The organism is Streptomyces sp. NPDC058307, assembly GCF_042880295.1.
Lineage (GTDB): Bacteria > Actinomycetota > Actinomycetes > Streptomycetales > Streptomycetaceae > Streptomyces.
Map to the genome: position 1 here is coordinate 13,824 of NZ_JBHVYZ010000005.1, position 23,986 is coordinate 37,809.

General features: G+C 71.2%; 24 protein-coding genes and 1 pseudogene. 7 read left to right on the forward strand and 18 right to left on the reverse strand.

Features of this window, described 5'->3' with window-relative positions:
* Positions 1–3 precede the first annotated feature (3 nt).
* Together ACFVYN_RS05525 and ACFVYN_RS05530 are read right to left on the reverse strand one after the other, a co-directional pair.
* Positions 4–732 (reverse strand): methyltransferase domain-containing protein, encoded by a 729-nt coding sequence (locus ACFVYN_RS05525; RefSeq protein WP_389992888.1) that lies wholly within the window; start codon positions 730–732, stop codon positions 4–6.
* A gap of 5 nt (positions 733–737) precedes the next feature.
* Complete coding sequence (locus ACFVYN_RS05530) at positions 738–1,301, reverse strand: PadR family transcriptional regulator (protein WP_389992890.1); 564 nt, start codon at positions 1,299–1,301, stop codon at positions 738–740.
* Positions 1,302–1,369: 68 nt separating this feature from the next.
* Here ACFVYN_RS05530 and ACFVYN_RS05535 point away from each other — a divergent pair, with 68 nt between their 5' ends.
* Positions 1,370–1,774, forward strand: coding sequence for a nuclear transport factor 2 family protein (locus ACFVYN_RS05535; RefSeq protein ID WP_389992893.1), 405 nt, complete (start codon positions 1,370–1,372; stop codon positions 1,772–1,774).
* Between the two features lie 49 nt (positions 1,775–1,823).
* On the opposite strand, the pseudogene ACFVYN_RS05540 reads toward ACFVYN_RS05535, so the two are convergent.
* From ACFVYN_RS05540 to ACFVYN_RS05555, 4 genes and pseudogenes are all read right to left on the reverse strand, one after another.
* A pseudogene (locus ACFVYN_RS05540) lies at positions 1,824–3,224 on the reverse strand (MFS transporter); the annotation flags it as partial.
* A 50-nt stretch (positions 3,225–3,274) separates the two neighbouring features.
* The gene (locus ACFVYN_RS05545) at positions 3,275–4,504 is read right to left on the reverse strand and encodes an RNA polymerase sigma factor (protein ID WP_389992896.1); all 1,230 of its coding nucleotides are present in this window, start codon (positions 4,502–4,504) and stop codon (positions 3,275–3,277) included.
* The gene (locus ACFVYN_RS05550; protein WP_389992900.1) at positions 4,501–4,842 is read right to left on the reverse strand and encodes a YciI family protein; all 342 of its coding nucleotides are present in this window, start codon (positions 4,840–4,842) and stop codon (positions 4,501–4,503) included. The genes ACFVYN_RS05545 and ACFVYN_RS05550 overlap by 4 nt, the downstream gene beginning before the upstream one ends.
* Positions 4,839–5,507, reverse strand: a complete 669-nt coding sequence (locus tag ACFVYN_RS05555; protein WP_389992903.1) for a YciI family protein — start codon at positions 5,505–5,507, stop codon at positions 4,839–4,841. Before ACFVYN_RS05555 ends, ACFVYN_RS05550 begins: the two co-directional genes overlap by 4 nt.
* 97 nt (positions 5,508–5,604) lie before the next feature.
* On the opposite strand from ACFVYN_RS05555, the gene ACFVYN_RS05560 reads away from it, so the two are divergent.
* The 3 genes from ACFVYN_RS05560 (at position 5,605) to ACFVYN_RS05570 (ending at position 9,072) form a co-directional block, all read left to right on the forward strand.
* Positions 5,605–6,432, forward strand: a complete 828-nt coding sequence (locus ACFVYN_RS05560) for a class I SAM-dependent methyltransferase (RefSeq protein ID WP_389992906.1) — start codon at positions 5,605–5,607, stop codon at positions 6,430–6,432.
* A gap of 242 nt (positions 6,433–6,674) precedes the next feature.
* Positions 6,675–7,811 (forward strand): transcription termination factor Rho, encoded by a 1,137-nt coding sequence (rho, locus tag ACFVYN_RS05565; RefSeq protein ID WP_389992908.1) that lies wholly within the window; start codon positions 6,675–6,677, stop codon positions 7,809–7,811.
* An 85-nt stretch (positions 7,812–7,896) separates the two neighbouring features.
* Positions 7,897–9,072: a D-alanyl-D-alanine carboxypeptidase family protein gene (locus tag ACFVYN_RS05570; RefSeq protein WP_389992911.1), complete on the forward strand. Its 1,176-nt coding sequence runs from the start codon at positions 7,897–7,899 to the stop codon at positions 9,070–9,072.
* A 115-nt stretch (positions 9,073–9,187) separates the two neighbouring features.
* Here the strand turns inward: ACFVYN_RS05570 and ACFVYN_RS05575 are convergent, their stop codons facing one another.
* The 11 genes from ACFVYN_RS05575 to ACFVYN_RS05625 form a co-directional block, all read right to left on the reverse strand.
* The gene (locus ACFVYN_RS05575; protein WP_389992914.1) at positions 9,188–10,117 is read right to left on the reverse strand and encodes a glutaminase; all 930 of its coding nucleotides are present in this window, start codon (positions 10,115–10,117) and stop codon (positions 9,188–9,190) included.
* A gap of 55 nt (positions 10,118–10,172) precedes the next feature.
* On the reverse strand, positions 10,173–11,582 hold the full coding sequence (aspA, locus tag ACFVYN_RS05580; protein WP_389992916.1) for an aspartate ammonia-lyase: 1,410 nt from the start codon (positions 11,580–11,582) through the stop codon (positions 10,173–10,175).
* A 115-nt stretch (positions 11,583–11,697) separates the two neighbouring features.
* Positions 11,698–12,714, reverse strand: a complete 1,017-nt coding sequence (locus tag ACFVYN_RS05585) for an asparaginase (protein WP_389992919.1) — start codon at positions 12,712–12,714, stop codon at positions 11,698–11,700.
* Positions 12,715–12,792: 78 nt separating this feature from the next.
* On the reverse strand, positions 12,793–14,241 hold the full coding sequence (locus ACFVYN_RS05590) for an amino acid permease (protein WP_389992921.1): 1,449 nt from the start codon (positions 14,239–14,241) through the stop codon (positions 12,793–12,795).
* Positions 14,238–14,915 carry a FadR/GntR family transcriptional regulator gene (locus tag ACFVYN_RS05595; RefSeq protein WP_389993354.1) on the reverse strand — a complete coding sequence of 226 codons (678 nt, stop codon included), beginning with the start codon at positions 14,913–14,915 and terminating at the stop codon, positions 14,238–14,240. The genes ACFVYN_RS05590 and ACFVYN_RS05595 overlap by 4 nt, the downstream gene beginning before the upstream one ends.
* Positions 14,916–15,485: 570 nt before the next feature.
* Positions 15,486–16,322 carry an undecaprenyl-diphosphate phosphatase gene (locus ACFVYN_RS05600; RefSeq protein WP_389815676.1) on the reverse strand — a complete coding sequence of 279 codons (837 nt, stop codon included), beginning with the start codon at positions 16,320–16,322 and terminating at the stop codon, positions 15,486–15,488.
* Positions 16,323–16,396: 74 nt separating this feature from the next.
* On the reverse strand, positions 16,397–16,771 hold the full coding sequence (gene crcB, locus ACFVYN_RS05605; RefSeq protein WP_389992924.1) for a fluoride efflux transporter CrcB: 375 nt from the start codon (positions 16,769–16,771) through the stop codon (positions 16,397–16,399).
* Positions 16,768–17,160 carry a DUF190 domain-containing protein gene (locus tag ACFVYN_RS05610; protein ID WP_389992926.1) on the reverse strand — a complete coding sequence of 131 codons (393 nt, stop codon included), beginning with the start codon at positions 17,158–17,160 and terminating at the stop codon, positions 16,768–16,770. The genes crcB (ACFVYN_RS05605) and ACFVYN_RS05610 overlap by 4 nt, the downstream gene beginning before the upstream one ends.
* Positions 17,157–17,612, reverse strand: a complete 456-nt coding sequence (gene crcB / locus ACFVYN_RS05615; protein ID WP_389992928.1) for a fluoride efflux transporter CrcB — start codon at positions 17,610–17,612, stop codon at positions 17,157–17,159. The genes ACFVYN_RS05610 and crcB (ACFVYN_RS05615) overlap by 4 nt, the downstream gene beginning before the upstream one ends.
* Positions 17,613–17,858: 246 nt before the next feature.
* Entirely contained in the window at positions 17,859–18,146 is a 288-nt protein-coding gene (locus ACFVYN_RS05620; protein WP_389992930.1) for an ArsR/SmtB family transcription factor, read from the reverse strand.
* Between the two features lie 213 nt (positions 18,147–18,359).
* Positions 18,360–20,381 (reverse strand): beta-galactosidase, encoded by a 2,022-nt coding sequence (locus tag ACFVYN_RS05625; RefSeq protein ID WP_389992932.1) that lies wholly within the window; start codon positions 20,379–20,381, stop codon positions 18,360–18,362.
* 198 nt (positions 20,382–20,579) lie between these two features.
* On the opposite strand from ACFVYN_RS05625, the gene ACFVYN_RS05630 reads away from it, so the two are divergent.
* The 3 genes from ACFVYN_RS05630 (at position 20,580) to ACFVYN_RS05640 (ending at position 22,986) form a co-directional block, all read left to right on the forward strand.
* Positions 20,580–21,611 carry a LacI family DNA-binding transcriptional regulator gene (locus ACFVYN_RS05630; RefSeq protein WP_389992934.1) on the forward strand — a complete coding sequence of 344 codons (1,032 nt, stop codon included), beginning with the start codon at positions 20,580–20,582 and terminating at the stop codon, positions 21,609–21,611.
* A gap of 570 nt (positions 21,612–22,181) precedes the next feature.
* Positions 22,182–22,532, forward strand: a complete 351-nt coding sequence (locus tag ACFVYN_RS05635; protein ID WP_389992936.1) for a VOC family protein — start codon at positions 22,182–22,184, stop codon at positions 22,530–22,532.
* Between the two features lie 64 nt (positions 22,533–22,596).
* Positions 22,597–22,986: a MarR family winged helix-turn-helix transcriptional regulator gene (locus ACFVYN_RS05640; RefSeq protein WP_389992938.1), complete on the forward strand. Its 390-nt coding sequence runs from the start codon at positions 22,597–22,599 to the stop codon at positions 22,984–22,986.
* A gap of 65 nt (positions 22,987–23,051) precedes the next feature.
* On the opposite strand, the gene ACFVYN_RS05645 is transcribed toward ACFVYN_RS05640, so the two are convergent.
* Positions 23,052–23,900 carry a LysR family transcriptional regulator gene (locus ACFVYN_RS05645; RefSeq protein ID WP_389992940.1) on the reverse strand — a complete coding sequence of 283 codons (849 nt, stop codon included), beginning with the start codon at positions 23,898–23,900 and terminating at the stop codon, positions 23,052–23,054.
* Positions 23,901–23,986 lie beyond the last annotated feature (86 nt).

A 23,986-nucleotide genomic window follows, 5' to 3' on the forward strand; every position in this document is an offset into this window, starting at 1 on the left:
CGACTAGAGCGGGCGCCGGGCCACGACCATCCGGACCCGCGGACTGCCGTCCCGACGCACGCCGAACCCGGGCAGGGCGTGCAACTCCACCTGAAGGCCGGCCCATTCCAGTTCCCGGCGCACGTCCCCGAGCCGGAAGGCCCGGTAGTACATGACGAACGGCGGTCGCCACAGGGCGTTGCGCACCCGCATCACGGCGTCGAAACCGAGGAGCGTCCAGTAAGCGGGAGACGACGGTCGCGGTGGGGCGACGATCGGGAAGGCGAAGCAGCCGCCCGGTCGCAGCACTTCGCGGGCCTGGGCGAACAGGCCGGGCAGTTCGCGCGGCAGGAAGTGGCCGAAGGCGCCGAAGCTCACGACGAGGTCGAAGGAAGCGGGGGCGAACGGCAGGGCACGCGCGTCACCCCGCACCCAGAACACCCGCGGCCCCCCGGACCGGGTCCGTTTCCGGGCCACGTCGAGCATCCCGGCGCTGAAGTCGACCCCGGTCACGCTCTCCCGGCAGACCCGCGTCAGCACCCGGGCCCCGGCACCGGTGCCGCAGCACAGGTCGAGTCCCGTTTCGAAGGGGCCCAGCCGGCGGAGCGCGGACGCGACGGCGTCCAGCACCGAGTCGGGCGTGCGGAAGGGGGTGTGGTCGAACTTGGGGGCGAGCAGGTCGTAGCCGCGCTCGACGGACGACAGCGCCTGGACGGCGAGTTCGCGGAGGCTGGGGCCTTCTGGGCTGAACATCCGGGTCAGCTTAGGGGAGCGCGGCGTTTCAGGATGCCAAGCGCGCGCTCGCACCAGCGCATGGTCTGCGCCTCCAGGGCGATTCCGCCGATGAGCGTGAGGTAAGGGCCGATCCGGTCGGCCTCCGCGAGGTACTGCTCCTCGGTGCGGCCGTCGAGGAACCGGTCGCGGACCCGCTCGTAGCGGGCGAGTTTCCCGCGCGCCCAGGACAGGCGCTCCTCGACCAGCGCCCGGGTGACTCCGGGGTCGACGCCGTCCATGGCCTGAATCTTGATCAACAGCTCGTCGCGGAGGGCGGCCGGCCTGCGGGGCGGCTCGGCGGCGAACGCGCTCAGCTCGCGCCGGCCGGTGTCGGTGAGGGTGAACAGCCGCTTGTTGGGCCTACGTTCCTGCTGCACCACACGTGCCTCGATCAGCCCGTCCCGCGCCAGGCGCTCCAGCTCGCGGTAGAGCTGCTGAGGTGTCGCCGGCCAGAAGTTCGCCAGCGAGAGGTCGAAGGCCTTGGACAGTTCGTAGCCCGAGGCCTCGCCCTCGAGGAGGGCGGCCAGGACGGCGTACTTGAGCGACATGTGGACACGCTAGCAGCGGGTGATTAGTCTACTCCACACCTACTCAACAAATTGACTATGGAGGCGGCGTGCGAGCGTACCGAGAAGCGGTCGAAGCGGGTGACCTCGGCGCTGTGGAGGCGTTGCTGGCCGAGGACGTGGTCTTCACGAGTCCGGTGGTCTTCAAGCCGTACGAGGGCAAGGCCATCACGGCGGCGATCCTGGGCACGGTCGTCAAGGTCTTCGAGGACTTCCGCTATGTGACTGAGCTGAGCAGCGAGGACGGCCGTGACCACGCGCTGGTCTTCGCGACCCGGGTCGGTGAACGGGCGCTGGACGGCTGCGACTTCATCCATCTCGACGACAACGGCCTGATCGACCGGCTGACGGTGATGGTCCGTCCACTGTCGGGCGCGCAGGCCCTCGCGGCGGCGATGGGGGCGCGGTTCGAGGAGGTCGCGAAGGAGGCAGCGGTGAGGGCCGCCGCCTCCTGAATCCACCCACCTGAGTTGGGACGAGCTGCTCATCAGGGCGGGCCGCGAGTACGAGCCGACGCCCCGTGACACGCGGGGCACGAAGCAGCACCAGCGCGCAGACCAGGCCGGTCACGGCGAGCACGACACATGCGGTGAAGGAGGCCTGGTAGCCGTTGGTCAGAGCCGCGAGCCGCTCGGTGCCGGCGGTGTGCGACACGGTCGCGGAGGTGACGACGGCGACACCGAAGGCCCCGCCGATCTGGAACGCGGCCGTCTGGACCCCGGAGGCGACCCCCGAGTCCCGCTCGCCGACACCGGTCAGCGCGGCGATGGACCCCGCGACCGCGCAGGCCCCGACGCCCGGCCCGAAGAGCAGCAGCGCGGGCAGCAGATCGCGCAGGAAGCCGCCGTCCACCGGCACCCCGGCCAGCAGCAGGGCGGCGAGGCCGGACAGCGCCAGGCCGCCGGCGGAGACCGCGCGGGCGCCGACCCTGGTGACCAGGGCCTGCCCGGCGTACGACCCGGCGACCGCCCCCAGCGGCATCACGACATTGGCGAGGCCGAAGCGCAGCGGCGACCAGCCGAGGACGCCCTGGCCGTACTGGGACAGCGTGTACGACATCCCGAAGGCGGTGGCGCCGAGCAGGAACACGACCAGGTTGGCGCCGCTCACCGTCCGGGAACGCAGCAGGCGCAGGGGGACGAGCGGAGCCTTCGACCTGGACTCGGTGCGCAGGAAGACCAGGGCGAGCACGACCGCGAGGGCCAGCAGGGCGATCGTCCGCGGCGACAGCCATCCCGCGCGGGGCGCCTCGACGACGGCGTACACGCAGGCGACCAGGGCGCCGGTGGCGGTGAGGGCGCCGACCGGGTCGAAGGAGCGGGTGCGAGCCTCCGTGCGGCTCTCGCTGAGCAGCAGCGGGCTCAGCACCAGCATGACCAGCGCGACGGGCACGTTGAGGAAGAAGACCCACTGCCAGCCGAGGACGTCGGTGAGGGGTCCGCCGATCAGCAGGGCGGCGGTCGCGCCGAAGCCCCCGCTGCCGGACCAGAACGCGAGCGCCTTGTTGCGCTCGGGGCCCTCCTCGAAGGTGTTCAGCAGGATCGACAGGGCGGTGGGCGCCATGACGGCGGCCGAGACGCCCTGGACGGCTCGGGCGGCGATCAGCACGGCGGCCGAGCCGGCGAACCCGCACAGCAGCGAGGAGAGCCCGAACAGCAGAGTGCCCGTCATGAAGACGCGGCGGCGGCCCAGCAGGTCGGCGATCCTTCCGCCGAGCAGCAGCAGTCCGCCGAAGCAGAGCAGGTAGGCGCTCATCACCCATTGAGCGCCGCTCGCGGAGAAGCCGAGGCCGTCGGTGATCGACGGCAGGGCCAGGACGACGATCTGCGCGTCCAGGATCACCATGAAACCGGCGACGCAGAGCAGACACAGTGCGTACCAGCGGCGGGAGTCGGTGGCGGTCATGGGGGCCTCCGGTGTCTCGGGGTTGCCTTCACCCCACCGACGAACGCCTCCTACGCGGATCGACACTCCGCGAGCCGCTTTTCCAGGAAGTGCCGCTCGGCGTCGTTCTCCACCAGCTCCAGGGCCCGTTCGTAGGCCCGGGCCGCCTCGGTCGTACGGCCGCTGCGGCGCAGCAGGTCGGCGCGCGTGGCCGGGAGCAGGTGGTAGCCGGTCAACTCGCCCTCCCGCTCCAGTTCCGCGACCAGCGCGAGTCCGGCCTCTGTGCCCTCCGCCATGCCGACGGCCACCGCGCGGTTGAGGCGGACCACGGCCGAGGGCACGAAGCGGAGCAGTTCGCCGTACAGGGCGGCGATGTCGGCCCAGTCGGTGTCCTTCGCCGTGGCGGCGGTGGTGTGGCAGGCGGCGATGGCGGCCTGGATCTGGTACGGCCCCGGCCGGCCGCGTCGCAGCGCCGTCTCCAGCAGGGCTGCTCCCTCGTCGACCTCCGCGTGGTCCCACGCGGTGCGGTCCTGGTCCTCCAGGGTCACCAGTTCGCCGTCCGCGTCCACCCGGGTCCCGCGGCGGGCGTCGTGCAGGAGCAGCAGCGCGAGCAGGCCGAGGGCCTCGGGCTCGTCCGGCATGAGGCGGGCCAGGACCCGGGCCAGCCGGATCGCCTCCGCGCACAGGTTCCGTCGTACGAGATCGGTGCCCGAGGTGGCCGCGTAGCCCTCGTTGAACAACAGGTAGATCACGCCGAGCACGCCCGTCGTGCGCTCGGGAAGCAGGTGGGCGGGCGGTACGCGGTAGGGGATGCCGGCGTTGCGGATCTTCTTCTTGGCGCGCACCAGGCGCTGCGCCATGGTCGCCTCGGGGACGAGGAAGGCGCGGGCGATCTCCGGTGTCGTCAGGCCCGCGAGGGTGCGCAGGGTCAGGGCGACCCGGGCCTCGATGTGCAGCGCGGGGTGGCAGCAGGTGAAGATCAGCCGCAGCCGGTCGTCCTGGACACCGCTGTCGTCGTACGGCTCCTCGGGTGCCGTGAGCATGGCCGCCTCCCGTAGTTTCCGTGCTCCGACCGCCTCCCGGCGCAGTACGTCCATGGCCCGGTGGCGGGCGGTCGTGGTGAGCCAGGCGCCGGGGCGGCGCGGGACGCCGTCGCGCCGCCACCGGTCGAGGGCCTGGGCGAAGGCGTCCTGCGCGCACTCCTCGGCGAGGTCCCAGTCACCGGTCACCCGGATCAGGGTGGCGACGACCTGGCCCCACTCCTCCCGGAAGGCGGCGGCGACGGCCTCTTCCGGGGTCACTCCCACACGGGCCGTACTTCGACGGAGCCGCCGCCGAGGGCCGCCGGATGCCGGGACGCGAGGGAGATCGCCTCGTCCAGGTCGGCGACCTCGATGATGTCGATGCCGGCGATGTACTCCTTGGACTCGATGAACGGGCCGTCGGTGAGCAGGACCTCGTCGCCCTGGACGCGCACGGTGGTGGCGTCGGATGCGGGGCGCAGACGGGCTCCGCCCTTGACGAGGTCGCGGCTGCGGACCTCCTCGATGTAGGAGATGAAGCGGGGGTCCTCGGCGATCTCGGCGGGGCTGAGTTCCTCGCCGGCGACGGGGGTGCAGATCAGCAGGGCGTACTTCATGACGTGGCCTCCGTGACGTGCTCGTGGACGATCAGCCAGCGGGGGCCGATGTCGCGGTAGCCGGTGGTGACGCGCAGCAACTTGTCGTCGCTGCGGATGAGGGCGTGCCCGAAGGCGATGCTCTCGTCGAGGTGGACCCGGAATTCCAGGACCTCGCGGGTGACCGGCCCGGTGGGCGCTTCGGCGAGGGCCTTGCGGAGCGCCTCGACACCCTTGTGGTGCCGGCCCTGCGTCACGACCTCCGCGTCCTGCGCGTAGCAGGCGACCCTGCGCTCGGTGTCCCCCGTGCGCGCCGCCTCCGTCAGTTCGGCGTCGAGGCGGCGGATCTGCCCCTCGGGGTCCTCGTCCTCCCAGAACGGCCGCACTTCCATGGCCCCGATGGTCGCCACGGGGTGCTTCGCGGCCGCCTCGATCGCCTCCTCCAGGCTGTCGCACTCCAGGACGTCGAAGCCGGCGACGTACTCCTTGGTCTCCGCGAACGGCCCGTCGGTGCGCAGCACCTCGCCGCCGCGCACCCGCACCGTGACCGCGTCGGCGGGCTCGGCGAGCCGGTGCCCGTGCAGCCGTACGCGGCGGCCGCCGAGCTCCTCGACCCAGGGTTCGACGGGGGCCATGCCCGAGGCGTCGTTGGTGTCGTCGCCGCAGACGAGCAGCATGTACTTCATGGTTCCTCCTGGTCCTCATGAGCTTCCTACACCCCGCCGACGAACGGGACCGGTCCGAATCGACACCTGGGCGCAGAAAAAGGTTTTGGATGGTGTCATGACGTCCGACGAGCACGCGCGGCTGATGAGGGTCAACCAGGCCAACTGGGACGCCCGCACCCCCGTCCACCTCGCCAGCCGGTTCTACGGCCTCGACCAGGACCTCGATCCCGAGCGCTGGTTCGCCGCCTTCGAGTGGGAGGACCTCGGCGAGCTCGCCGGCCGTGATGTGCTCCACCTCCAGTGCCATCTCGGCACCGAGACCCTCGTCCTCGCCCGCCGTGGGGCCCGGGCGGTGGGCCTCGACTTCTCCGAGGCTTCCGTGGCGGCCGCACATGGGATCGCGGAGCGGGCGTGCGTGGACGTCGAGTACGTGCGGGCGAACGTGTACGACGCCGTCGAGGCGCTGGGAGGGCGGCGGTTCGACGTCGTGTACACCGGGAAGGGCGCCCTGTGCTACCTACCCGACCTGGAGCGGTGGGCGGCCGTGATCGCTCAACTGCTGCGCCCGGGCGGTCTGTTGTACGTGGTCGAGTTCCATCCGCTGCTCAACTCGCTGGGCCCGAAGCCCGCACCGGACGAGGGGCCGGAGTTGCTGCTGCGCCACGACTACCTGGGCGGCGACGGCCCCGTGCACCGGGACGCGACCCACACGTACACCGACGGCCCGGCCGTCGAGGGTGCCACGGCGAGCTACGAGTGGATGCACGGAATAGGAGAAGTCATCAACGCGTTGACGGGGGCGGGACTGACGATCCGGCACCTCCGCGAGAGCGACGAGTTGCCCTGGCCGCGTTGGCCGCAGATGGTGCGTACACCGTCCGGCTGGTGGCGCCTTCCCGCTCCGCGGATCCCGCTTCTCTACGGCCTTGTGGCCGACCTCTGACACACCCTGTGCTACTCTGCGGCTAGCACTTGTGTACGCCCCGTCTTGGGCGCCGGTGCCGGTTACCACTCCCCGCTGACAGTCAGGTCAGCTCTTCAGCAATACCTCGTGATCAGGGCTCTCACAGCCGTACCCGAGGCGCTGTTCCCCGCCGCCGAAGGCGTTCTCCGCCTTCCTTCTCGCGGCTTCACCCCTTCCTTCCGCATGTCCCATGCCTTCCGTCCTCGAAAGGACAGACCACCATGACCACCACTCTCGAAACCCCTCCGGGCCAGCAGCAAACCCCGGTCCGCGCCGTCACCGGCGTCCTCGACGTCGACTCCGGCGGGAAGGGTCACCTGCGCGCCGCGAGCCTGCTGCCCTCGCCCTCCGACCTCCAGGTCTCCCCCGCCCTGATCCGCAGGTTCGGCCTGCGCAAGGGGGACGTCGTCGACGGGGTGCGCGGCACCCAGCGCGCCCTGACCGAGGTCGCCCGCGTCAACGGCCACGACCCCGACCGGGGGCGTCGGAGCTTCCACGACCTCACACCACTGCACCCGCGCGAGCGGATCCGGCTCGAACACCCGGCGTCCGGCGTGACCGGACGGGTCGCCGATCTGATCGCGCCCGTCGGCAAGGGGCAGCGCGGGCTGATCGTGGCCCCGCCCAAGACCGGCAAGACGGTCCTGCTCCAGCAGATCGCGGCCGCCGTCGCCGGCAACCACCCCGAGTGCCGCCTGATGGTGGTGCTGCTCGACGAACGCCCCGAGGAAGTCACCGACATGCGGCGCTCCGTGCGCGGTGAGGTGTACGCCTCGACGTTCGACCGCACACCCAAGCAGCACATCGCGCTGGCCGAGCTGGTCATCGAGCGGGCCAAGCGGCTCGTCGAGGCCAGCGAGGACGTCGTGATCCTGCTCGACTCCCTGACCCGGCTGTGCCGGGCCCACAACAACGCGGCCCCCGGCAACGGCCGCACTCTCAGCGGCGGCGTGGACGCGACCGCGCTGATCGGGCCGAAGAAGTTCTTCGGTGCCGCCCGGCTCACCGAGGAGGGCGGCTCGCTCACCATCCTCGCCACCGCCCTGGTGGAGACTGGCTCGCGCGCCGACGACTTCTACTTCGAGGAGCTCAAGAGCACCGGCAACATGGAGCTCCGCCTCGACCGCGAACTCGCCTCCCGCCGCGTCTTCCCGGCCGTCTCGATCAACCCCTCGGGCACCCGCCGCGAGGAACTCCTGCTGGCCCCGGCGGAGTTGACCGCCGTACGAGGACTGCGGCGGGTTCTCCAGAACGGAGACGGCCAGGGCAATCTGGAGACGCTCCTTCAGCGGATGCGCGAGACCCCGGACAACGCGACCTTCCTGCGGCGCATCCAGCCGACCCTGCCCGCCGGCTGACGGGCCATCCCCCGTCCGGGTGCTCGCGGGCCCCGCACGGCCCGGGCAGCACGATGTATGGCGGGTCCGTTCCTAGCTTTGCGGTATGACAATCGGTTTTCCCTCTCGGATGGCCGTCTCGGCCTGCGCCCTGTGCACGACGGGCCTGCTGGTGTTCACGTCCGCGACAGCGGCTGCCCACCCGAACGCCGACCCCGGCGCGCCCGGCGCCCCACCGGCCGCGGCCGCACCGCCCGCCCTGCTGTACCGCCCCGGCATCCAGGTCCGGCCGCACCCGGGCGTGCCCCCGGTTCCGGAGGTGTCCGCACTGTCGTGGGTGGTGGCCGACGCCCACAGCGGGGAGATCCTCGCGGCGCACGACGCCCACCGCCGGCTGCCGCCGGCCAGCACGCTCAAGACCCTGTTCGCCCTGACCGTCCTGCCGGTACTGCCCGGCGGCCTCAGGCACACGGTCGGCGAGCAGGAACTCGCGGGCATCGGGCCCGGCAGCAGTCTCGTCGGGGTGGCCGAGGGAGAGACGTACCAGGTGTCCGACCTGTGGCGCGGGGTCTTTCTCAACTCCGGCAACGACGCCGTGCACGTCCTGGCGGAGCTCAGCGGCGGCTGGAGTACGACGGCCGCCCGGATGCAGGCCAAGGCGCGCGCCCTGGGCGCCCGCGACACCCACGTCCGCTCCCCCGACGGCTACGACACCCCGGGCCAGGTCTCCTCCGCGTACGACCTCGCGGTCTTCGGCCGGGCGGGACTGCGTAACGCGGACTTCGCCCGGTACTGCGGCACGGCCGAGGCGCGGTTCCCCGGCCGGGGCGGATGGTCGTACGGGATCCGGAACACCAACCGGCTGCTGACCGGTGCCGACGGGGTGGAGCCCTACGACGGGCTGATCGGCATCAAGAACGGCTACACGAGCCACGCCGGCAACACGCTCGTCGCCGCCGCCCGCCGGGGCGAGAGGACGCTCGTCGTGACGGTGATGAATCCTCAGTCGGGCGGTGGCTTCGCCGTCTACGAGGAGGCGCGCGCGCTGCTCGACTGGGGGTTCGGCGCGGCCGGACGGGTGGACCCGGTGGGCTCTCTGGACGCGCTGCGGGCGAGGCCACAGCCGGGGCCCGCGGCCGTGCCGGTCGCGGCGGCGGTCCCGCCACGGGACGCCGGGCCCGGCTGGCTGGAGACCTGGGCCATCCTGGGCGCCGCCGGGCTCGGTGCGGGGTCGATGGCCGTGGCGCTGCGGTCCCGGTTCGGGCGCGCGGTGCGACGCTGACCCGCCGGGAGCCATCGGAGCAGGCCGAGGGTGATCCAGGTGTAGTGAGCGGGCTCACCAGACAGGCGGTCAGTCCGGTCAGCGCGCTGGTCGGGGCTGGGGCGCTCAGCCCGCCTCAGAACACGGACACACCCGTCAGTGTCGTGAACCTGTCCAGGGCCGCCACCCCCGCCACGGAGTTGCCGCGCTCGTCCAGGCCCGGACTCCAGACACACAGCGTGCAGCGGCCCGGTACCACCGCGATGATCCCGCCGCCCACTCCGCTCTTGCCGGGCAGGCCCACCCGGTAGGCGAAGTCGCCCGCCGCGTCGTACGTGCCGCAGGTCAGCATGATCGCGTTGATCTGCTTGGCCTGGCTGAGGGTGAGCAGGCGGGAGTCGTCCGCGCGGATGCCGTGGCGGGCCAGGAAGGTGGTGGCGAGGGCCAGGTCGGCGCAGGACGCCCTGATCGAGCACTGCCGGAAGTACTGGTCGAGCAGGACCGGGATGTCGTTGTCGATGTTGCCGTACGCGGCCATGAAGTGGGCCAGGGCGGCGTTGCGGTCACCGTGGGCGGACTCGGAGGCGGCCACCTCCTCGTCGAAGTCCAGGGCCGGGTTGCCGCTCTCCTCGCGCAGGAACGACAACAGCTCGCCCGCCGCGTCTCCGGTACGGCTGTGGAGGCGGTCGGTGACGACGAGAGCGCCCGCGTTGATGAACGGGTTGCGCGGGATGCCGTTCTCGTACTCCAGCTGCACCAGGGAGTTGAAGGGGTTGCCGGAGGGTTCGCGGCCCACGTGCTCCCAGAGCTCGTCGCCCTCGCGGGCCAGGTCGAGCGCGAGCGTGAAGACCTTGGTGATGGACTGCGTCGAGAACGGCTCCCGCCAGTCCCCGACGCCGTAGACCGTGCCGTCCAGCTCCGCGACGGCCATGCCGAAGCTGCGCGGGTCGCACGCGGCGAGCGCCGGGATGTAGTCGGCGGCTCGGCCGCGGCCCGGGCTGCGTCCGATCTCCTCGGCGATGCGCTCCAGGACCGGCTGGAAGGTGAGCGACGAGGTCGTTGTCATGATCACTATTGTGCCTCCGGGCCTGTCCTGGCGCGTGTCTCCACGGGTGGGGCCGTCAGGCAGACGGGGAGCCGCTGCCCGCGAGGACCTCCGGGCGCAGGAGTTCGGTGAGGGTTTCGGCCGGCAACAGGCCCTTCTCCAGGACGAGTTCGGCCACTCCGCGACCGGTGGCGAGGGCTTCCTTGGCGATGTCCGTGGCGGCCGTGTAGCCGATGTGCGGGTTGAGGGCGGTGACCAGGCCGATGGAGTTCTCCACGCTCGCCCGGAGCGCCTCTGTGTTGGCGGTGATGCCGTCCACGCAGCGCGCGGCGAGGGTGAGGCATGCGGCACGCAGGTGCGTGATCGACTCCGAGAGGGAGTGCAGGATGATCGGCTCGAAGGCGTTGAGCTGGAGCTGTCCGGCCTCGGCGGCCATGGTGATGGTGACGTCGTTGCCGATCACCTCGAAGGCGACCTGGTTGACGACCTCGGGGATCACCGGGTTGACCTTGCCGGGCATGATCGACGAACCGGCCTGTACGGGCGGCAGGTTGATCTCACCCAGGCCGGCGCGCGGCCCGGAGGACAGCAGCCGCAGATCGTTGCAGCTCTTGCTCAGCTTGACGGCGATCCGCTTGAGCACACCCGACATCTGGACGAACGCGCCGCAGTCCTGGGTGGCCTCGACCAGGTTGGCGGCGGTGACCAGCGGCAGGCCGGTGATCTCGGCGAGGTGGCGGCGGGCGGACTCGGCGTAACCGACGGGCGCATTGAGTCCCGTCCCGATGGCCGTGGCACCCAGGTTGATCTCATGGATCAACTGGACGGCCTCGTCAAGACGGTGGCGGTCCTCGTCCATCATGACGGCATAGGCCGAGAACTCTTGACCGAGCGTCATGGGCACCGCGTCCTGCAACTGTGTACGGCCCATCTTGAGCACATCGCGGAACTCGACGGCCTTACGGGCGAACGCGTCCTGCAGTACAGCCATCGCCTCGAGCAACCCACGCACGGCGAACACGGTGGCCACCTTGACGGCGGTCGGGTAGACGTCATTGGTCGACTGACCCAGGTTGACGTCCTCGTTGGGGTGCAGGAACGAGTACTGCCCCTTCTCGTGGCCCAGCAGCTCCAACGCCCGGTTGGCGATGACCTCGTTGGCGTTCATGTTGGTGGAGGTGCCGGCCCCGCCCTGGATCACGTCGACGACGAACTGCTCGTGCAGTTTGCCGTCCCGGATCTCCCGACAGGCCTCGACGATCGCGGCCGCCTTCGTCGGCTCCAGCAGCCCGAGCTCCTCGTTCGCGAGCGCGGCGGCCTCCTTCACGGCGGCCAGGGCGTCGATGAGGTGCGGGTAGGCGGAGATCGGCGTCCCGGTGATGGGGAAGTTCTCGGTGGCCCGCAGGGTGTGGACACCCCAGTAGGCCTCGGCGGGGACGTCGCGGTCGCCGAGGAGGTCGTGCTCGCTGCGGATGATGACGGTCATGAGGGTGCGGGTCCTTGTCTGCAGGCGGTCAGGTGAGTTCTTTCAGGGGCGCGGGGAACTGCGCGATCAGCCACAGCCGCCCCGCAGCCGCACAACGACATGTCGTCCCGAGCCCTTAGGCGCACGCCGAGGCAACAACCGGCTCCAGCGAACGAACGGGCCGCACACACCCGACCTCAACGCCGCCTCCAAGCAGCGCCTCCCCCTGGAACTCCGTGAGCAGATCCGGCGAAACCCCGGCCCACGCCAGCGCCGCCGCCGCGACCGGCACTCGCGCCCGGTTCGCCCCGTCGGAGATCTTCACGGCGACAGCGCGCCCATCCGGAAGCGCGGCGACCTGAACGCCCTCGAACCCGTCCTTCGCGAGCAGCCCCGGTACGGCCTTCATCAGCGCGGCCACGTCCCGCCCAGCCCCGGACGCCATCTCCGCGTGCTCCCGCATCGCGTCGGCGACCCGGGCCTCGGGCGTACCGGGAGCCGCCGAGGTGATCCGGGCGGCGGCTCGGGCGAGGCCGTGCAGCGAGACGGAGAACAAGGGCGCACCGCAGCCGTCGACGGTCACCCGCGCGATCCGCTGCCCGGTGAGGTCCTCGACGATCTCGGCGATCGCCTGCTGGAGCGGGTGCGAGGGGTCGAGGTAGCCCTCGAGAGGCCAGTCGTTGAGCACGCACGTGTACAGCATCGCCGCGTGCTTGCCGGAGCAGTTCTGGGCGAGCCGCGAGGGCCCGCGGCCCTCCCGGATCCAGGCGTCCCGCACAGCCGGACCGAACGGCATGTCCGGGACGTTGCGCAGGTCGTCCTCGGACACACCCGCGACCTCCAGGATCCGCCGGGCCCCGGCGAGGTGGCGTTCCTCGCCGGAGTGGCTGGCCGCGGCGAGCGAGAGGAGCTCGCCGTCCAGCGGCAGCCCGGCCCGGACCATGGCGACGGCCTGGACGGGTTTGAGAGCCGAGCGCGGATAGAACGCGGCCTCGATGTCGCCGAGTTGGAAGCGGACGTCCCCGTCGCCGTTAAGGACGACGACGGAACCGTAGTGGGTGCCCTCGATCAGCCCACCGCGGATGAGGTGGGCGACCGGAGCGTGGAGGGGTTCACGGACCAGGGGTGCGGCCGCGACGGGACTGCTGTGCATCACTTCCTGCTTCTCCGGGACGTCACGCGGATCACGCGTGCGTGCCGGTCGATTCGGGTGCGGTGTGCGCGCGAGCGATCACGCGCCAGTGGATCGGCTTTCGGTGGAGGTACGGGAGACCCTGCCGCGCACGGCGAACCACCCGGCGACCAGTGCCGCGACGATCAGCGGGAGACACAGCACGGTGGTGCGGCCGGCGCCGCCGTCGGCGTACATGAGGACCAGGACGGAGGCGAGGAAGGCCAGCGTCACGAGTTCGGTCCAGGGGGATCCCGGCAGCCGGTAGCCGGGGCGGGTCAGGTCGCCCTTCTCGGTCTTCTGCCAGAAGAGCAGGTGACAGACCATGATCATGCCCCAGGTGGCGAGGATGCCGATGGCGGCGAAGTTCAGCACGATCTCGAACGCGTCGGCGGGGACCACGTAGTTGAGGCCGACACCGAGGACGCAGACGCCGCTGGTGAGCAGGATGCCGCCGTAGGGGACCTGGCTGCGGCTCATCACGCCGGTGAACTTCGGGGCGGACCCGGACATCGCCATGGAGCGCAGGATGCGGCCGGTGCTGTACAGGCCGGAGTTGAGCGAGGACATGGCCGCGGTCAGGACGACGAGGTTCATCACGCCGCCGGCCGCCGGGATGCCGATGTTGGACAGGACGGTCACGAAGGGGCTCTCGCCGCCCGTGTACTTGTTCCAGGGCAGCAGCATCGACAGCAGGAGGACCGAGCCGACGTAGAAGACGCCGACGCGCCACATGATCGAGTTGATCGCCTTGGGCATGATCTTCTCGGGGTTCTCGGTCTCGCCCGCGGCGACGCCGACCAGTTCGACGGAGGCGTAGGCGAAGACGACACCCTGGATGATCAGCAGCATGGGCAGCATGCCGTTGGGGAAGACGCCGCCGTTGTCGGTGATCAGGGACGGACCGGGGTGGTGGCCGTCGATCGGGTGCCTGGTGGCCAGCAGGAAGACGCCGATCAGCATGAACGCGACGAGCGCGCCCACCTTGATGATCGCGAACCAGAACTCCAGCTCGCCGAACATCCGCACCGAGATGAGGTTGACGGTGAGGACGACCGCGAGCGCGACGAGGGCGATCACCCACTGCGGGACGTCGGAGAACATGCCCCAGTAGTGGGTGTAGAGGGCGACGGCGGTGATGTCGGCGATGCCGGTGGTGGCCCAGTTCAGGAAGTACATCCAGCCGGCGACATAGGCACCCTTCTCGCCGAGGAACTCCCGGGCGTACGACACGAAGGCCCCGGAGGACGGGCGGTACAGGACGAGTTCGCCGAGGGCGCGCACGACGAGGAAGGCGAAGACTCCGCAGACGGCGTAGGCGATGAACAGGGAGGGGCCGGCGTCGGCGAGGCGGCCGCCGGCGCCGAGGAAGAGGCCGGTGCCGATCGCGCCGCCGATGGCGATCATGTTGACGTGCCGTGACTTGAGGGACTTGCTGTAGCCCTGGTCTCCGGCGTCGACATGGCCGGATCGTTTCTGCACTCCGTCGTGCAGGGACTGCTCGCTCACGCCTCTGATCCGCCTTCCGTGGAACCGCCCGTGCGCGGGGAACGCACGATGTCGGTGAGGGTGGTCTCTACGCGGTCGAGATGGTGGGACATGGCCTCCACCGCGTCGTGCTCGGAACCGTCGATCAGCGCCTCGACGATCGCGCGGTGTTCGCGGTTGGACTGCTCCCGGCGGCCGCCCAGCTCGTTGAGGAAGGCCGACTGACGCGCCAGTGCGTCCCGGATCTCCTCGATGACCCGGCGGAAGACCGGGTTCTGGGCGGCCTCGGCCACGGCGAGGTGGAAGAGGGTGTCCATCGCGACCCAGGCCGTGGTGTCGGTCTCCCGTTCCATCCGGTCCAGCAGGTGGGCCAGGTGGTCGAGGTTCTCCGCAGTGCGGCGCAGCGCCGCGTACCCGGCGACCGGGATCTCGACATGGCGGCGCACCTCCAGGAGGTCGCTGGCCGCGTAGTCGCCGAAGGTGGGGTCCTCCACCGCGTTGGCCACGACGAAGGTGCCCTTGCCGGTCTTGGAGACCGTCAGGCCCATGGTCTGCAGGGCCCTGAGGGCCTCGCGCAGGACGGGCCGGCTGATCTCCAGGGTGCGGCAGAGCTCCGCCTCGGAGGGGAGCTTGTCGCCGATGGCGTACTCCCCGCGCTCGATGGCGTCACGCAGATGCGCCAGGACCGCCTCCATGGCGCTGATGCGCCTCGGCGGCTGACTGGCTGTCCGGCTGTCTGACAGGTTCACGGGAGTGATACTCCGGGCGACGGGAGGGTGCTGTCAAGGGTGCGGGTGAGACGGGGTGCGAGGAGGCGGGTGAGACAGGCGGTGAGGAGGCGCGGTGCACGGGGTGCGAGCAGCGCAGACCGTTTCGCACCCCGTGACGGTCACCGCGTCGCTGCAATACGGCCGCCGAGCCCTCGGCCACGTCCGGAGCCGACGGACCCGGACGAGGGCACTCCCCCGGGTCTCCAGGTCTCCCGAGGGCCCTCGGCGCGCCCGTGGCGGCTCCCGACGCGGACAGGGCCGCCGAGCGGCAGGGACGGGCGCCGACGCCGGGCCGACGGGCCCGGTGACACCCGGTGGCACCGGGCGGCACCATGCGGCACCCGGCGAGGGCGCTCCCCCGGGTCTCCATGGTCTCCCGAGCGCCCTCGTCGCGTCCCTGGCGGCTCCCGACGCGGACAGGGCCGCCGAACGGCAGGGACGGACGCCGACGTCGGGCCGGCGTGCCCGCTGCCACCCCGTGGCGGTGCGGTCAGGTCAGCTGTCGAGCGTCCCCGTGGCCAGCAGGCCGAAGAGGAGCAGGCCCACGACGATGCGGTAGATCACGAAGGCGTTGAAGGAGTGCTTGGCCACGAACTTCAGCAGCCAGGCGATGGAGGCGTAGGCGACGACGAAGGAGACGGCCGTGCCCACGGCGAGCGGGGCCGCGCCCACGCCCGCGCCCAGGGCGTCCTTGAGCTCGTAGATGCCGGCGCCGGTGAGGGCGGGGATACCGAGGAAGAAGGAGAGGCGGGTGGCGGCCACGCGGTCGAGGTCCAGGATGAGCGCCGTGGACATGGTGGCGCCCGAGCGGGAGAAGCCGGGGAAGAGCAGCGCGAGGATCTGCGAGCTGCCGACCAGCATCGCGTCCTTGAACGAGGTGTCGTCCTCACCCCGCTTGTGCCGGCCCATCTGGTCCGCCGCCCACATCACGCCGCTGCCGACGATCAGGGAGCCCGCGACCACCCACAGGGACGCGAGCGGCCCCTCGATGAGCGGCTTGGCGGCGAGGCCGACGACGACAATCGGGACGGTCGCGGCGATCACCCACCAGGCGAACTTGTAGTCGTGGTGGTACCGCTCCTCCTTGTTGACCAGCCCGCGCCCCCACGCGGAGACGATCCGCACAATGTCCTTGAAGAAGTACACGAGCACGGCGGCGATCGCGCCGACCTGGATGACGGCCGAGAACCCGACGACGGCGTCGTCGTCGACGGGGATGTTCATCAGCCCCTCGACGATCTTCAGATGGCCGGTGGAGGAGACGGGCAGGAACTCGGTCACTCCCTCGACGGCTCCGAGGACGACGGCCTGACCGACGCTGATGACGCTCATGGGATCCAGTTCTTCTCAGGGGAACGCAGGTGCGGAGGCCACAGTCTTACTACACGCGGGCGAGAACGGATTCCCTACGCCCACACCACCTGCGCCAGCGCCGCCCCCGCGAACGCCGCCCCCAGCCCCGCCCCCACGCTCGCCACCACGTTGGCGGCGGCATAGACGCCTGCCCCGGTCTCCGTCAGCCGCAGCGTCTCGTACGAGAACGTCGAGTACGTCGTCAGCGCCCCGCACAGACCGGTGCCCAGCAACAGCTGGAGGTGGGACCCGGCGGCCCCCGCCGCCACCGCGCCGGTGAGCAGGCCGAGGACCAGACAGCCCGTGACGTTGACGGTGAAGGTGCCCCAGGGGAAGACCGAGTCGTGCCGCGACTGCACCGCGCGGTCGGTGAGATAGCGGAGCGGGGCGCCGACCATGGCACCCGTGACGACCAGCAGCCAGTTCACAACGACTTCTTACCCTTCCTGCCCGCTCTGCCCTGACTTGTGCCCTGGGTGCCTTCGCGGCCGACGTACCGGATGACCTCGCACTCGTCGAGGGTCACCAGGCCCTCGGTGACGAGCTCGTCGAGCTGTGGCAGGAACTCCCGTACGCGTGCCTCGGTGTCGACGATGACGACTGCCACCGGCAGGTCCTCGCTGAGGGAGAGCAGCCGGGAGGTGTGGATGAGGGAGGAGGCGCCGAAGCCCTCGATGCCGCGGAAGACGCTGGCCCCGGCGAGGCCGGCGGCGTGGGCGCGGTGCACGATCTCGGCGTAGAGGGGCTTGTGGTGCCAGGTGTCGTTCTCGCCGATGTGGACGGTCAGGCGCAGGGCGTTGCCGGTCAGCCTCGTCATGGCTGCCTCCACTTCAGGACGCGGCGGGCCGCCGTGGACGCGAGCCACACCGCTGTGAGGGCCGCGAGCAGGGTGGCGGCGAGATAGGCCAGGCCGGTGCCGGGCCGGTCGTGGTTGAGGAGTTTCCGAATGTCGACGGCGTAGGTCGAGAAGGTGGTGAAGCCGCCGAGGACGCCGGTGCCGAAGAAGGGGCGGACCAGGCGGTGGGCGGCCCACACGTCGGTGATGACCACCATGAACACGCCGATGAGGGCACAGCCGACGACGTTGGTCCAGAAGGTCGCCCAGGGGAATCCGCCGGGCGGGGTGGGCCAGTGCAGGGAGAGGGCGTAGCGGGCCGTGGCGCCCAGGGCGCCGCCGAGCGCGACCACCGCGACCACGGGTGCCTGGCCCTGCCGGAGGGACCGTCGTGGGGGTTTTACGGGGGCCTGCACGCTCTCCGGGGCTGTCATCGTCGTGCTCTCCTACTCGCCGGGGCCCGGGCGTACGGGCGCGTTCCATCGCGAGTAGGGACCGTTGGCGGCGCCTTCGCCGCGGTTCGGGTACGGCGGGCCCCACCGCCGTGCCGCGAGGGTGATCGCGACCGAGGACCAGGGTAACGCCGGGTCGCCGCCGGGGTCACTTCACGACGGCCGGCTCGCACCGGGCCTCGCAGACACTGGTGGCCATGCGGAAGCGGAAAACCACCGGTGCGGCCGCTACCAGCCCTTCTCGAACATCCGGGCCACCTCGGCGATGCGCATCTCGTCGCGCCGGTAGTAGGTGCGCCACCGGATTCTCCTGGTGCGCAGCAGGCCGATGTCCACGAGGAGGCCGAGGTGGGTCTGCGCGACCGAGCGGGGCACGCCGAGTCTGGCCGCGACCGCGTCCGCGGTGACTCCGTGCTGGGCGGGATCGCCGTGCCGCTGCGGCGGGAAGTGCCTGGCGGGATCCTTCAGCCACTCCAGGATGTCCAGGCGCCTCTGGTTGGCCGGAGTCCTCAGCATCTCGTCCCCTCCGCCCCTCCTCTGCGTGTCTCCACTGTCCCGCAGTCGAAGCCGCCGTGTCCCGGAGTCGCCGAGCTTGTCCGAGATCGAACTCCCCGGTGGCAAAAGGCCGTTCGGTGTGTACGGCCCGTCGGGAGGGGAAGGTGCGCCACCTGGTGGCGTGAGGCCCCCTCCGCCCGCGGCTCGTGGTCTCGCGGGCGGAGGGGAGTCGGTTCAGCCGTCGAGTCGTACGACCCGCACGGCGCCCGCCGGGACGGCGAGTCGGCCCGCGGCGCGTTCGCCGGTCAGCAGTTCGGTGCCCGCCGCGTCCAGGGGCACCTTGGCCTCCGACGCGGTGTGGTTGATCACGAAGACGTAGGAACCGGACTCCCCGTCGCGTCGGACCACCTCGACGTCGTGGGGCAGGTCGGCGCGCGAGGGGAGCTGGGCGTCCTCGGCGGCCCAGCCGAGCAGCGCGTCCAGGCCCTGGGCGGCCAGGCGCGTGGAGACGTACCAGGCGGTGCCCTCGCCGTGCCGGTGCCGGGTGACGGCCGGGTGCCCGGCGGCCAGGCCGTCGGCGTACGTCCACACGGTCTCGGCACCGCGCGGCACCACGAACTCGGTCCACACGTCGCCGGTGAGCTCGGAGCCGTCGGGGCCGGTGATGCGGACCAGCTGGTCCGGCAGCAGCGGCGAGAACTCCTCGACGGTCAGGCCCAGGACGTCCCTGAGCGCGCCCGGGTACGCGCCCGCGTGGACGGCGTCGTACTCGTCGACGATGCCGGAGAAGTACGACACGACGAGCGTGCCGCCGTTCGCGACGTACTCCTTGAGGTTGTGCCCCGCGGTCTCCGTCATCAGGTACAGGGCGGGGACGACGACAAGGGGATAAGCCGACAAGTCGGCTTCCGGGTGGGCGAAGGCGACCGTGAGGTGGCGGTCGTAGAGGGCCTCGTAGAAGGCGTCGGCGCGCTCGCGGGCGTCGTGGTCCTCGCTGGGGCGCCAGTCGAGGTTCTGCGCCCACCAGGAGTGCCAGTCCCACAGGACGGCCACGTCCGCCTGAGTGCGGGTGCCGCGGATCGTGCTCAACGAGTCCAGAGAGGCGCCCAGTTCGACGACCTCGCGCCACACGCGTGTGTCGGTGCCGCCGTGCGGGACCATCGACGAGTGGAACTTCTCGGCGCCGCGCCGGGACTGGCGCCACTGGAAGAACATGGCGCCCTCGGAGCCGCGGGCCACGTGCGCCAGGGAGTTGCGGGCCATCTGGCCGGGGGCCTTGGCGGGGTTGCGGGGCTGCCAGTTGACGCCCGAGGTGGAGTGCTCGAGCAGGATCCAGGGGGCGCCGCCCGCGACCGAGCGGGTGAGGTCGGCGGCCATGGCGAGGTTGACGTGGGTGCGGCGGCCGTCGGTGATGAGGTAGTGGTCGTTGGTGACGATGTCCACCTCGCGGCCCCAGGCCCAGTAGTCGACGGAGTCGCACTGGCTGAGCGCGGTCATGAAGTTGGTGGTGACCGGGACACCCGGGGAGAGCCGGTGCAGGATGTCCCTCTCCATGACGAAGTTCTCGCGCATGGTCGCGTCGGCGAACCGCTTGTAATCCAGCGCCTGGCCGGGGTTGCCGACGGTGGCCGCGGTGCGCGGCGGGTCGATCTGCTCGACGCTCGTGTAGTGCTGGCCCCAGAAGGCGGTGCCCCAGGCCTCGTTGACGCCGTCGACACCGCCGTACGTCGTCTCGAGCCAGCGGCGGAAGTGGGCGGCGCAGGAGTCGCAGTAGCAGGCGGAGACGGGGACGCCGTACTCGTTGTGCACGTGCCACATCGCCAGGGCCGGGTGGTCGGCGTAGCGCTCGGCGAGCCGGGTGGTGATGTTCGCGGCGGCGGCGCGGTAGGCGCCGTTGCTGTGGCAGATGGCGCCGCGGGAGCCGAACGCGAGGCGGGTGCCGTCGGCCGTGACGGGCAGCGCGTCGGGGTGGGCGCGGTAGAACCAGGCGGGCGGGACGACGGTGGGCGTGCCGAGGTCGACGCGGACGCCGTTCTCGTGGAGCAGCCCGATGATCCGGTCCAGCCAGCCGAAGTCGTACACACCCGGTTCCGGCTCCAGGAGCGCCCAGGAGAAGATCCCCACGCTGACCATGGTCACCCCGGCCTCGCGCATCAGCCGGACGTCCTCGTCCCAGACGCTCTCGGGCCACTGCTCCGGGTTGTAGTCCCCGCCGAAGGCAAGCCTGGTGAGGCCCCTGGGGGTGGTCTCCGGCATGGGTCTCTCCCGTTTCAATTGGATGGGAACGTGCACACACGGCTCCAACAGCGTGCGGCCCAAGATAACCGTACATAGGCGAGGCTTGCCAAGTGCCTTACCTGAGACATTTCTGTGCACGATCCCAGCCAGTTCCCGTCCTTCTGGAACCGTCCCGCCGTACGCACACCCCTCCGCGCCCGCCAGGGCCTTAGAGTCGTGACCATGAACAATGCGGGGGGCCGGCGCAAACCACCGACGATCCACGACGTGGCCCGCGAGGCCGGGGTCTCGCGGGGCACCGTCTCGCGTGTGCTCAACGGCGGACACTACGTCAGCCCTCCCGCCCTGGAGGCGGTCAACGCCGCCATCCGCAAGACCGGGTACGTCGTCAACCGGCACGCCCGCTCACTGATCACCGGCCGCTCCGACTCGGTCGGCTTCCTGCTCACGGAGCCCCAGGAGCGGTTCTTCGAGGACCCCAACTTCAATGTGCTGCTGCGCGGCTGCACCCAGGCGCTGGCCGCGCACGACATCCCGCTGCTGCTGATGCTGGCGGGGACGGAGGACGAGCGGCGCCGGATCAAGCGGTTCATCACGGCGGGCCACCTCGACGGCGTCCTGCTGGTGACCAGCCACTCCGCCGACCCGGTGGCCGAGGAACTGCACAAGGCGGGCGTGCCCGTCGTGCAGTGCGGCAAGCCGATGAGGTCAGGTTCGAAGGTGAGTTACGTGGCCGCGGACGACCGCGACGGCGCCCGGGACATGGTGCGCCACCTGCTGTCGCTGGGCCGCCGCCGGATCGGCATCGTGACCGGACCGCTGGACTCGCCCGGCGGGGTCGACCGGCTGGCCGGCTACAGGGAGGTGCTGACGGAGGCGGGTGTCGAGATCGACGAGCGGCTCGTCGTCTCCGGCGACTACAGCCGGGCCGCCGGAGAAGCGGGCGCCGAACGGCTGCTGGCGCAGGCCCCGGACCTGGACGCGGTGTTCGTCGCTTCCGACCTCATGGCGCTCGGCGCCCTGGCGGCGCTGCGCCGGGCCGGCCGCCGGATCCCCGAGGACGTGGCCGTGGGCGGCTTCGACGACTCCGTCGCGGCCACGGAGGCCACCCCTCCCCTCACCACGATCCGCCAGCCCTACGACCGCATCAGCGCCGAGATGGTTCGGGTGCTGCTGGCCCAGCTGGGCGGCGAGGATCCGGCGGCGGTGATCCTGCCGACGGAGCTGGTGCGACGCGAGTCGACGTGAGCCGGGGTGGGGATGGCCCGGTGGGCCACATGAGGTCCGTCGGCAGGGGGCACTGACAACCGACCCCGCTCGCCGACGCGTTCATGCTGCTCGGCGACCCGGTCAACGGGGCGGGCCGACAGGCTGACGAGCAGCGGCAGCGTTGTCTGCCGGTGCGTACGGCCGCCCGGGTACCTTCTGGAATCCCGCGTCGGACAACAGCCCACGGTGGGCGCGGGCAGCCCAAGGCACGGCGATCAGACCGGCACGCGCATGCACGCTCTCAGGGGTCCCGACGACGGAGGGCGACATGTCCGACGGGCGCGAGGACGGGGCGCGCAGCAGCCCTGCATGGCGCGGTCCGTGAAGGCAGTGCGCACGATGGTTACGAGGCCGCCTACGACATTCCACGGTCACGGAGACCGCCTACGACAACCACGGTCACGGAGACCGCCCACGACAGCCCACGTTGCTCCAGCAGGCCGCCGGGGCCGTGACCGGTCAGGATCGGAGAAGCGCACTCGGCCTCCCCCGGCCTAGCGTGAAACCACCGACACCGACCGTCGGGACGATCTCACCGAGGAGCACACCATGACTGCCGGCCTCAAGACCATCATCTACCCCGTCAAGGACCTGACCGCGGCGAAGGCCCTGTTCAGCGCGCTGCTGGGGGTGGAGCCGTACGCGGACGAGCCGTACTACGTCGGTTTCAAGGACGCGGGCCAGGACGTCGGCCTCGACCCGAACGGGCACTCCAGGGGCATGACCGGCCCGGTGCCGTACTGGCACGTCGACGACATCCGGGCGACGCTCGCGGCGCTGGTGGCGGCCGGGGCCGAGACGTTGCAGGACGTCCAGGACGTCGGCGGCGGCAAGCTGATCGCCTTCGTCAAGGACGCGGACGGCAACCTGGTCGGGATCACGCAGGACCCGCAGGCCTGAGGATTACTTGCATACGCAGTAGTTGCACAGGCAACAAAGGCCGGATCGGTGTTACCGTGCATGTATGGCGGTGAACACGGTCGTGACCGGCCTCGAAGAGCGGTGGCGGGACATCCTGTCGGTGCACGCGCGCACGATGTGCGAGATCGACCGCGTGCTGCACCCGTACGGGCTGGGAGCGAGCGATTTCGAGGTGCTCGACATCCTCGCCACCGAGTCGCCCCGGGAGGGCGACCAGTGCCGGGTGCAGAACCTCGTCGGGCGGGTGCATCTGAGCCAGAGCGCGCTGTCCCGGCTGATCGGCCGCCTGGAGAAGGACGGCCTGGTGGAGCGGTCCATGTGCGTGGAGGACCGACGGGGCGTATACGTCTCCCTCACCCGCAAGGGCCGCGACCTGCACGCCGAGGTGCTGCCGCTGCAGCGCGGCGTGCTGGCGCAGACGCTCAGCGACTAGCAGGCGGTCCCTCACCCCTCTCACCCTGAGCGCGGCCACAAACCGGCCCAGCCGGGCGACACGGCCTACGCCAGCAACTCCCGCACGGCGGCGAAGGCGGCCTCGACGGTCGCCGGGTCCGCGCCCGGGCGGGCGAGCGCGCTCATGGGGATCGGGGTGACCTCGGGCAGGCCCTCGTACGGGGTCAGCCCGTCGGGCGCGGGTCCGACCGCCGCGAGCAGTGCCACTCCCTGCCCGGTGCGGGCGATGTCCAGGACGCCCGCGAGATAGCCCGCGTCCCCGACGACCGCGGCGGGAACCCCGCGCGCGGCCAGCGTCGCGATCGCCCGGCGCCGGATCGCGCACGGGTCCTCGATGGCCACCAGCGGAACCGGCGCGGGGGCCTGCGGCGGCTCCCAGCCGGGCACGGCGTGCCAGGTCAGCGGGAGGCCGCCCACCCGGGTGCCCTCGGTCGCGGCGGCCTCGGTGACGTACACCGCGACATCGACGCTCCCGCGCTCCACGGCCTCCACGAGCCGGGCGGAGCGGTCGATGCGGAAGCGGACCCGACAGCCGGGACGCACCTGCTGCACGGCGGCCGTCAGCCGGGGCAGGAACTGGTCGGCGGCGTGCTCGGTGGAACCGATGGTCACGACGTCGCCCTCGGCGCCGAGGAGTGTGCGGACGGCCTCGTCGTGGACGGCGAGGATCCTGCGGGCCTGTTCGAGCAGCAGGCGTCCCTCGGGGGTGAAGCGGGTGCCGCGTCCCTCGCGCTCGACGACGGGACGCCCCAGGGTCTTCTCCAGCTTGCGGACATGCTGGCTGACCGCGGACTGGCTCAGGGCGAGGACCTGGGCGGCGCGGTGGAAGCCGCCGCAGTCGGCTATCGCGGTCAGACTGCGCAGGGCTACGAGGTCCAGGACGGGCTGGGGCATGCCGCGACACTAACCGCTCCACACGATCGATCTCGATTGCTGATCGGTTTCGATGCGGAATCGTCGTTGGACGCGGTCCGTCACGG

Excerpts from the sequence above, each read along its gene's own strand:
- ACFVYN_RS05525 (WP_389992888.1), bottom strand. The coding sequence starts at position 732 with ATGTTCAGCCCAGAAGGCCCCAGCCTCCGCGAACTCGCCGTCCAGGCG.
- ACFVYN_RS05530 (WP_389992890.1), bottom strand. The coding sequence starts at position 1,301 with ATGTCGCTCAAGTACGCCGTCCTGGCCGCCCTCCTCGAGGGCGAGGCC.
- ACFVYN_RS05550 (WP_389992900.1), bottom strand. The coding sequence starts at position 4,842 with ATGAAGTACGCCCTGCTGATCTGCACCCCCGTCGCCGGCGAGGAACTC.
- ACFVYN_RS05555 (WP_389992903.1), bottom strand. The coding sequence starts at position 5,507 with ATGAAGTACATGCTGCTCGTCTGCGGCGACGACACCAACGACGCCTCG.
- ACFVYN_RS05560 (WP_389992906.1), top strand. The coding sequence starts at position 5,605 with ATGACGTCCGACGAGCACGCGCGGCTGATGAGGGTCAACCAGGCCAAC.
- rho (WP_389992908.1), top strand. The coding sequence starts at position 6,675 with ATGACCACCACTCTCGAAACCCCTCCGGGCCAGCAGCAAACCCCGGTC.
- ACFVYN_RS05570 (WP_389992911.1), top strand. The coding sequence starts at position 7,897 with ATGACAATCGGTTTTCCCTCTCGGATGGCCGTCTCGGCCTGCGCCCTG.
- ACFVYN_RS05575 (WP_389992914.1), bottom strand. The coding sequence starts at position 10,117 with ATGACAACGACCTCGTCGCTCACCTTCCAGCCGGTCCTGGAGCGCATC.
- aspA (WP_389992916.1), bottom strand. The coding sequence starts at position 11,582 with ATGACCGTCATCATCCGCAGCGAGCACGACCTCCTCGGCGACCGCGAC.
- ACFVYN_RS05585 (WP_389992919.1), bottom strand. The coding sequence starts at position 12,714 with ATGCACAGCAGTCCCGTCGCGGCCGCACCCCTGGTCCGTGAACCCCTC.
- ACFVYN_RS05595 (WP_389993354.1), bottom strand. The coding sequence starts at position 14,915 with ATGGAGGCGGTCCTGGCGCATCTGCGTGACGCCATCGAGCGCGGGGAG.
- ACFVYN_RS05600 (WP_389815676.1), bottom strand. The coding sequence starts at position 16,322 with ATGAGCGTCATCAGCGTCGGTCAGGCCGTCGTCCTCGGAGCCGTCGAG.
- ACFVYN_RS05610 (WP_389992926.1), bottom strand. The coding sequence starts at position 17,160 with ATGACGAGGCTGACCGGCAACGCCCTGCGCCTGACCGTCCACATCGGC.
- crcB (WP_389992928.1), bottom strand. The coding sequence starts at position 17,612 with ATGACAGCCCCGGAGAGCGTGCAGGCCCCCGTAAAACCCCCACGACGG.
- ACFVYN_RS05620 (WP_389992930.1), bottom strand. The coding sequence starts at position 18,146 with ATGCTGAGGACTCCGGCCAACCAGAGGCGCCTGGACATCCTGGAGTGG.
- ACFVYN_RS05625 (WP_389992932.1), bottom strand. The coding sequence starts at position 20,381 with ATGCCGGAGACCACCCCCAGGGGCCTCACCAGGCTTGCCTTCGGCGGG.
- ACFVYN_RS05635 (WP_389992936.1), top strand. The coding sequence starts at position 22,182 with ATGACTGCCGGCCTCAAGACCATCATCTACCCCGTCAAGGACCTGACC.
- ACFVYN_RS05640 (WP_389992938.1), top strand. The coding sequence starts at position 22,597 with ATGGCGGTGAACACGGTCGTGACCGGCCTCGAAGAGCGGTGGCGGGAC.
- ACFVYN_RS05645 (WP_389992940.1), bottom strand. The coding sequence starts at position 23,900 with ATGCCCCAGCCCGTCCTGGACCTCGTAGCCCTGCGCAGTCTGACCGCG.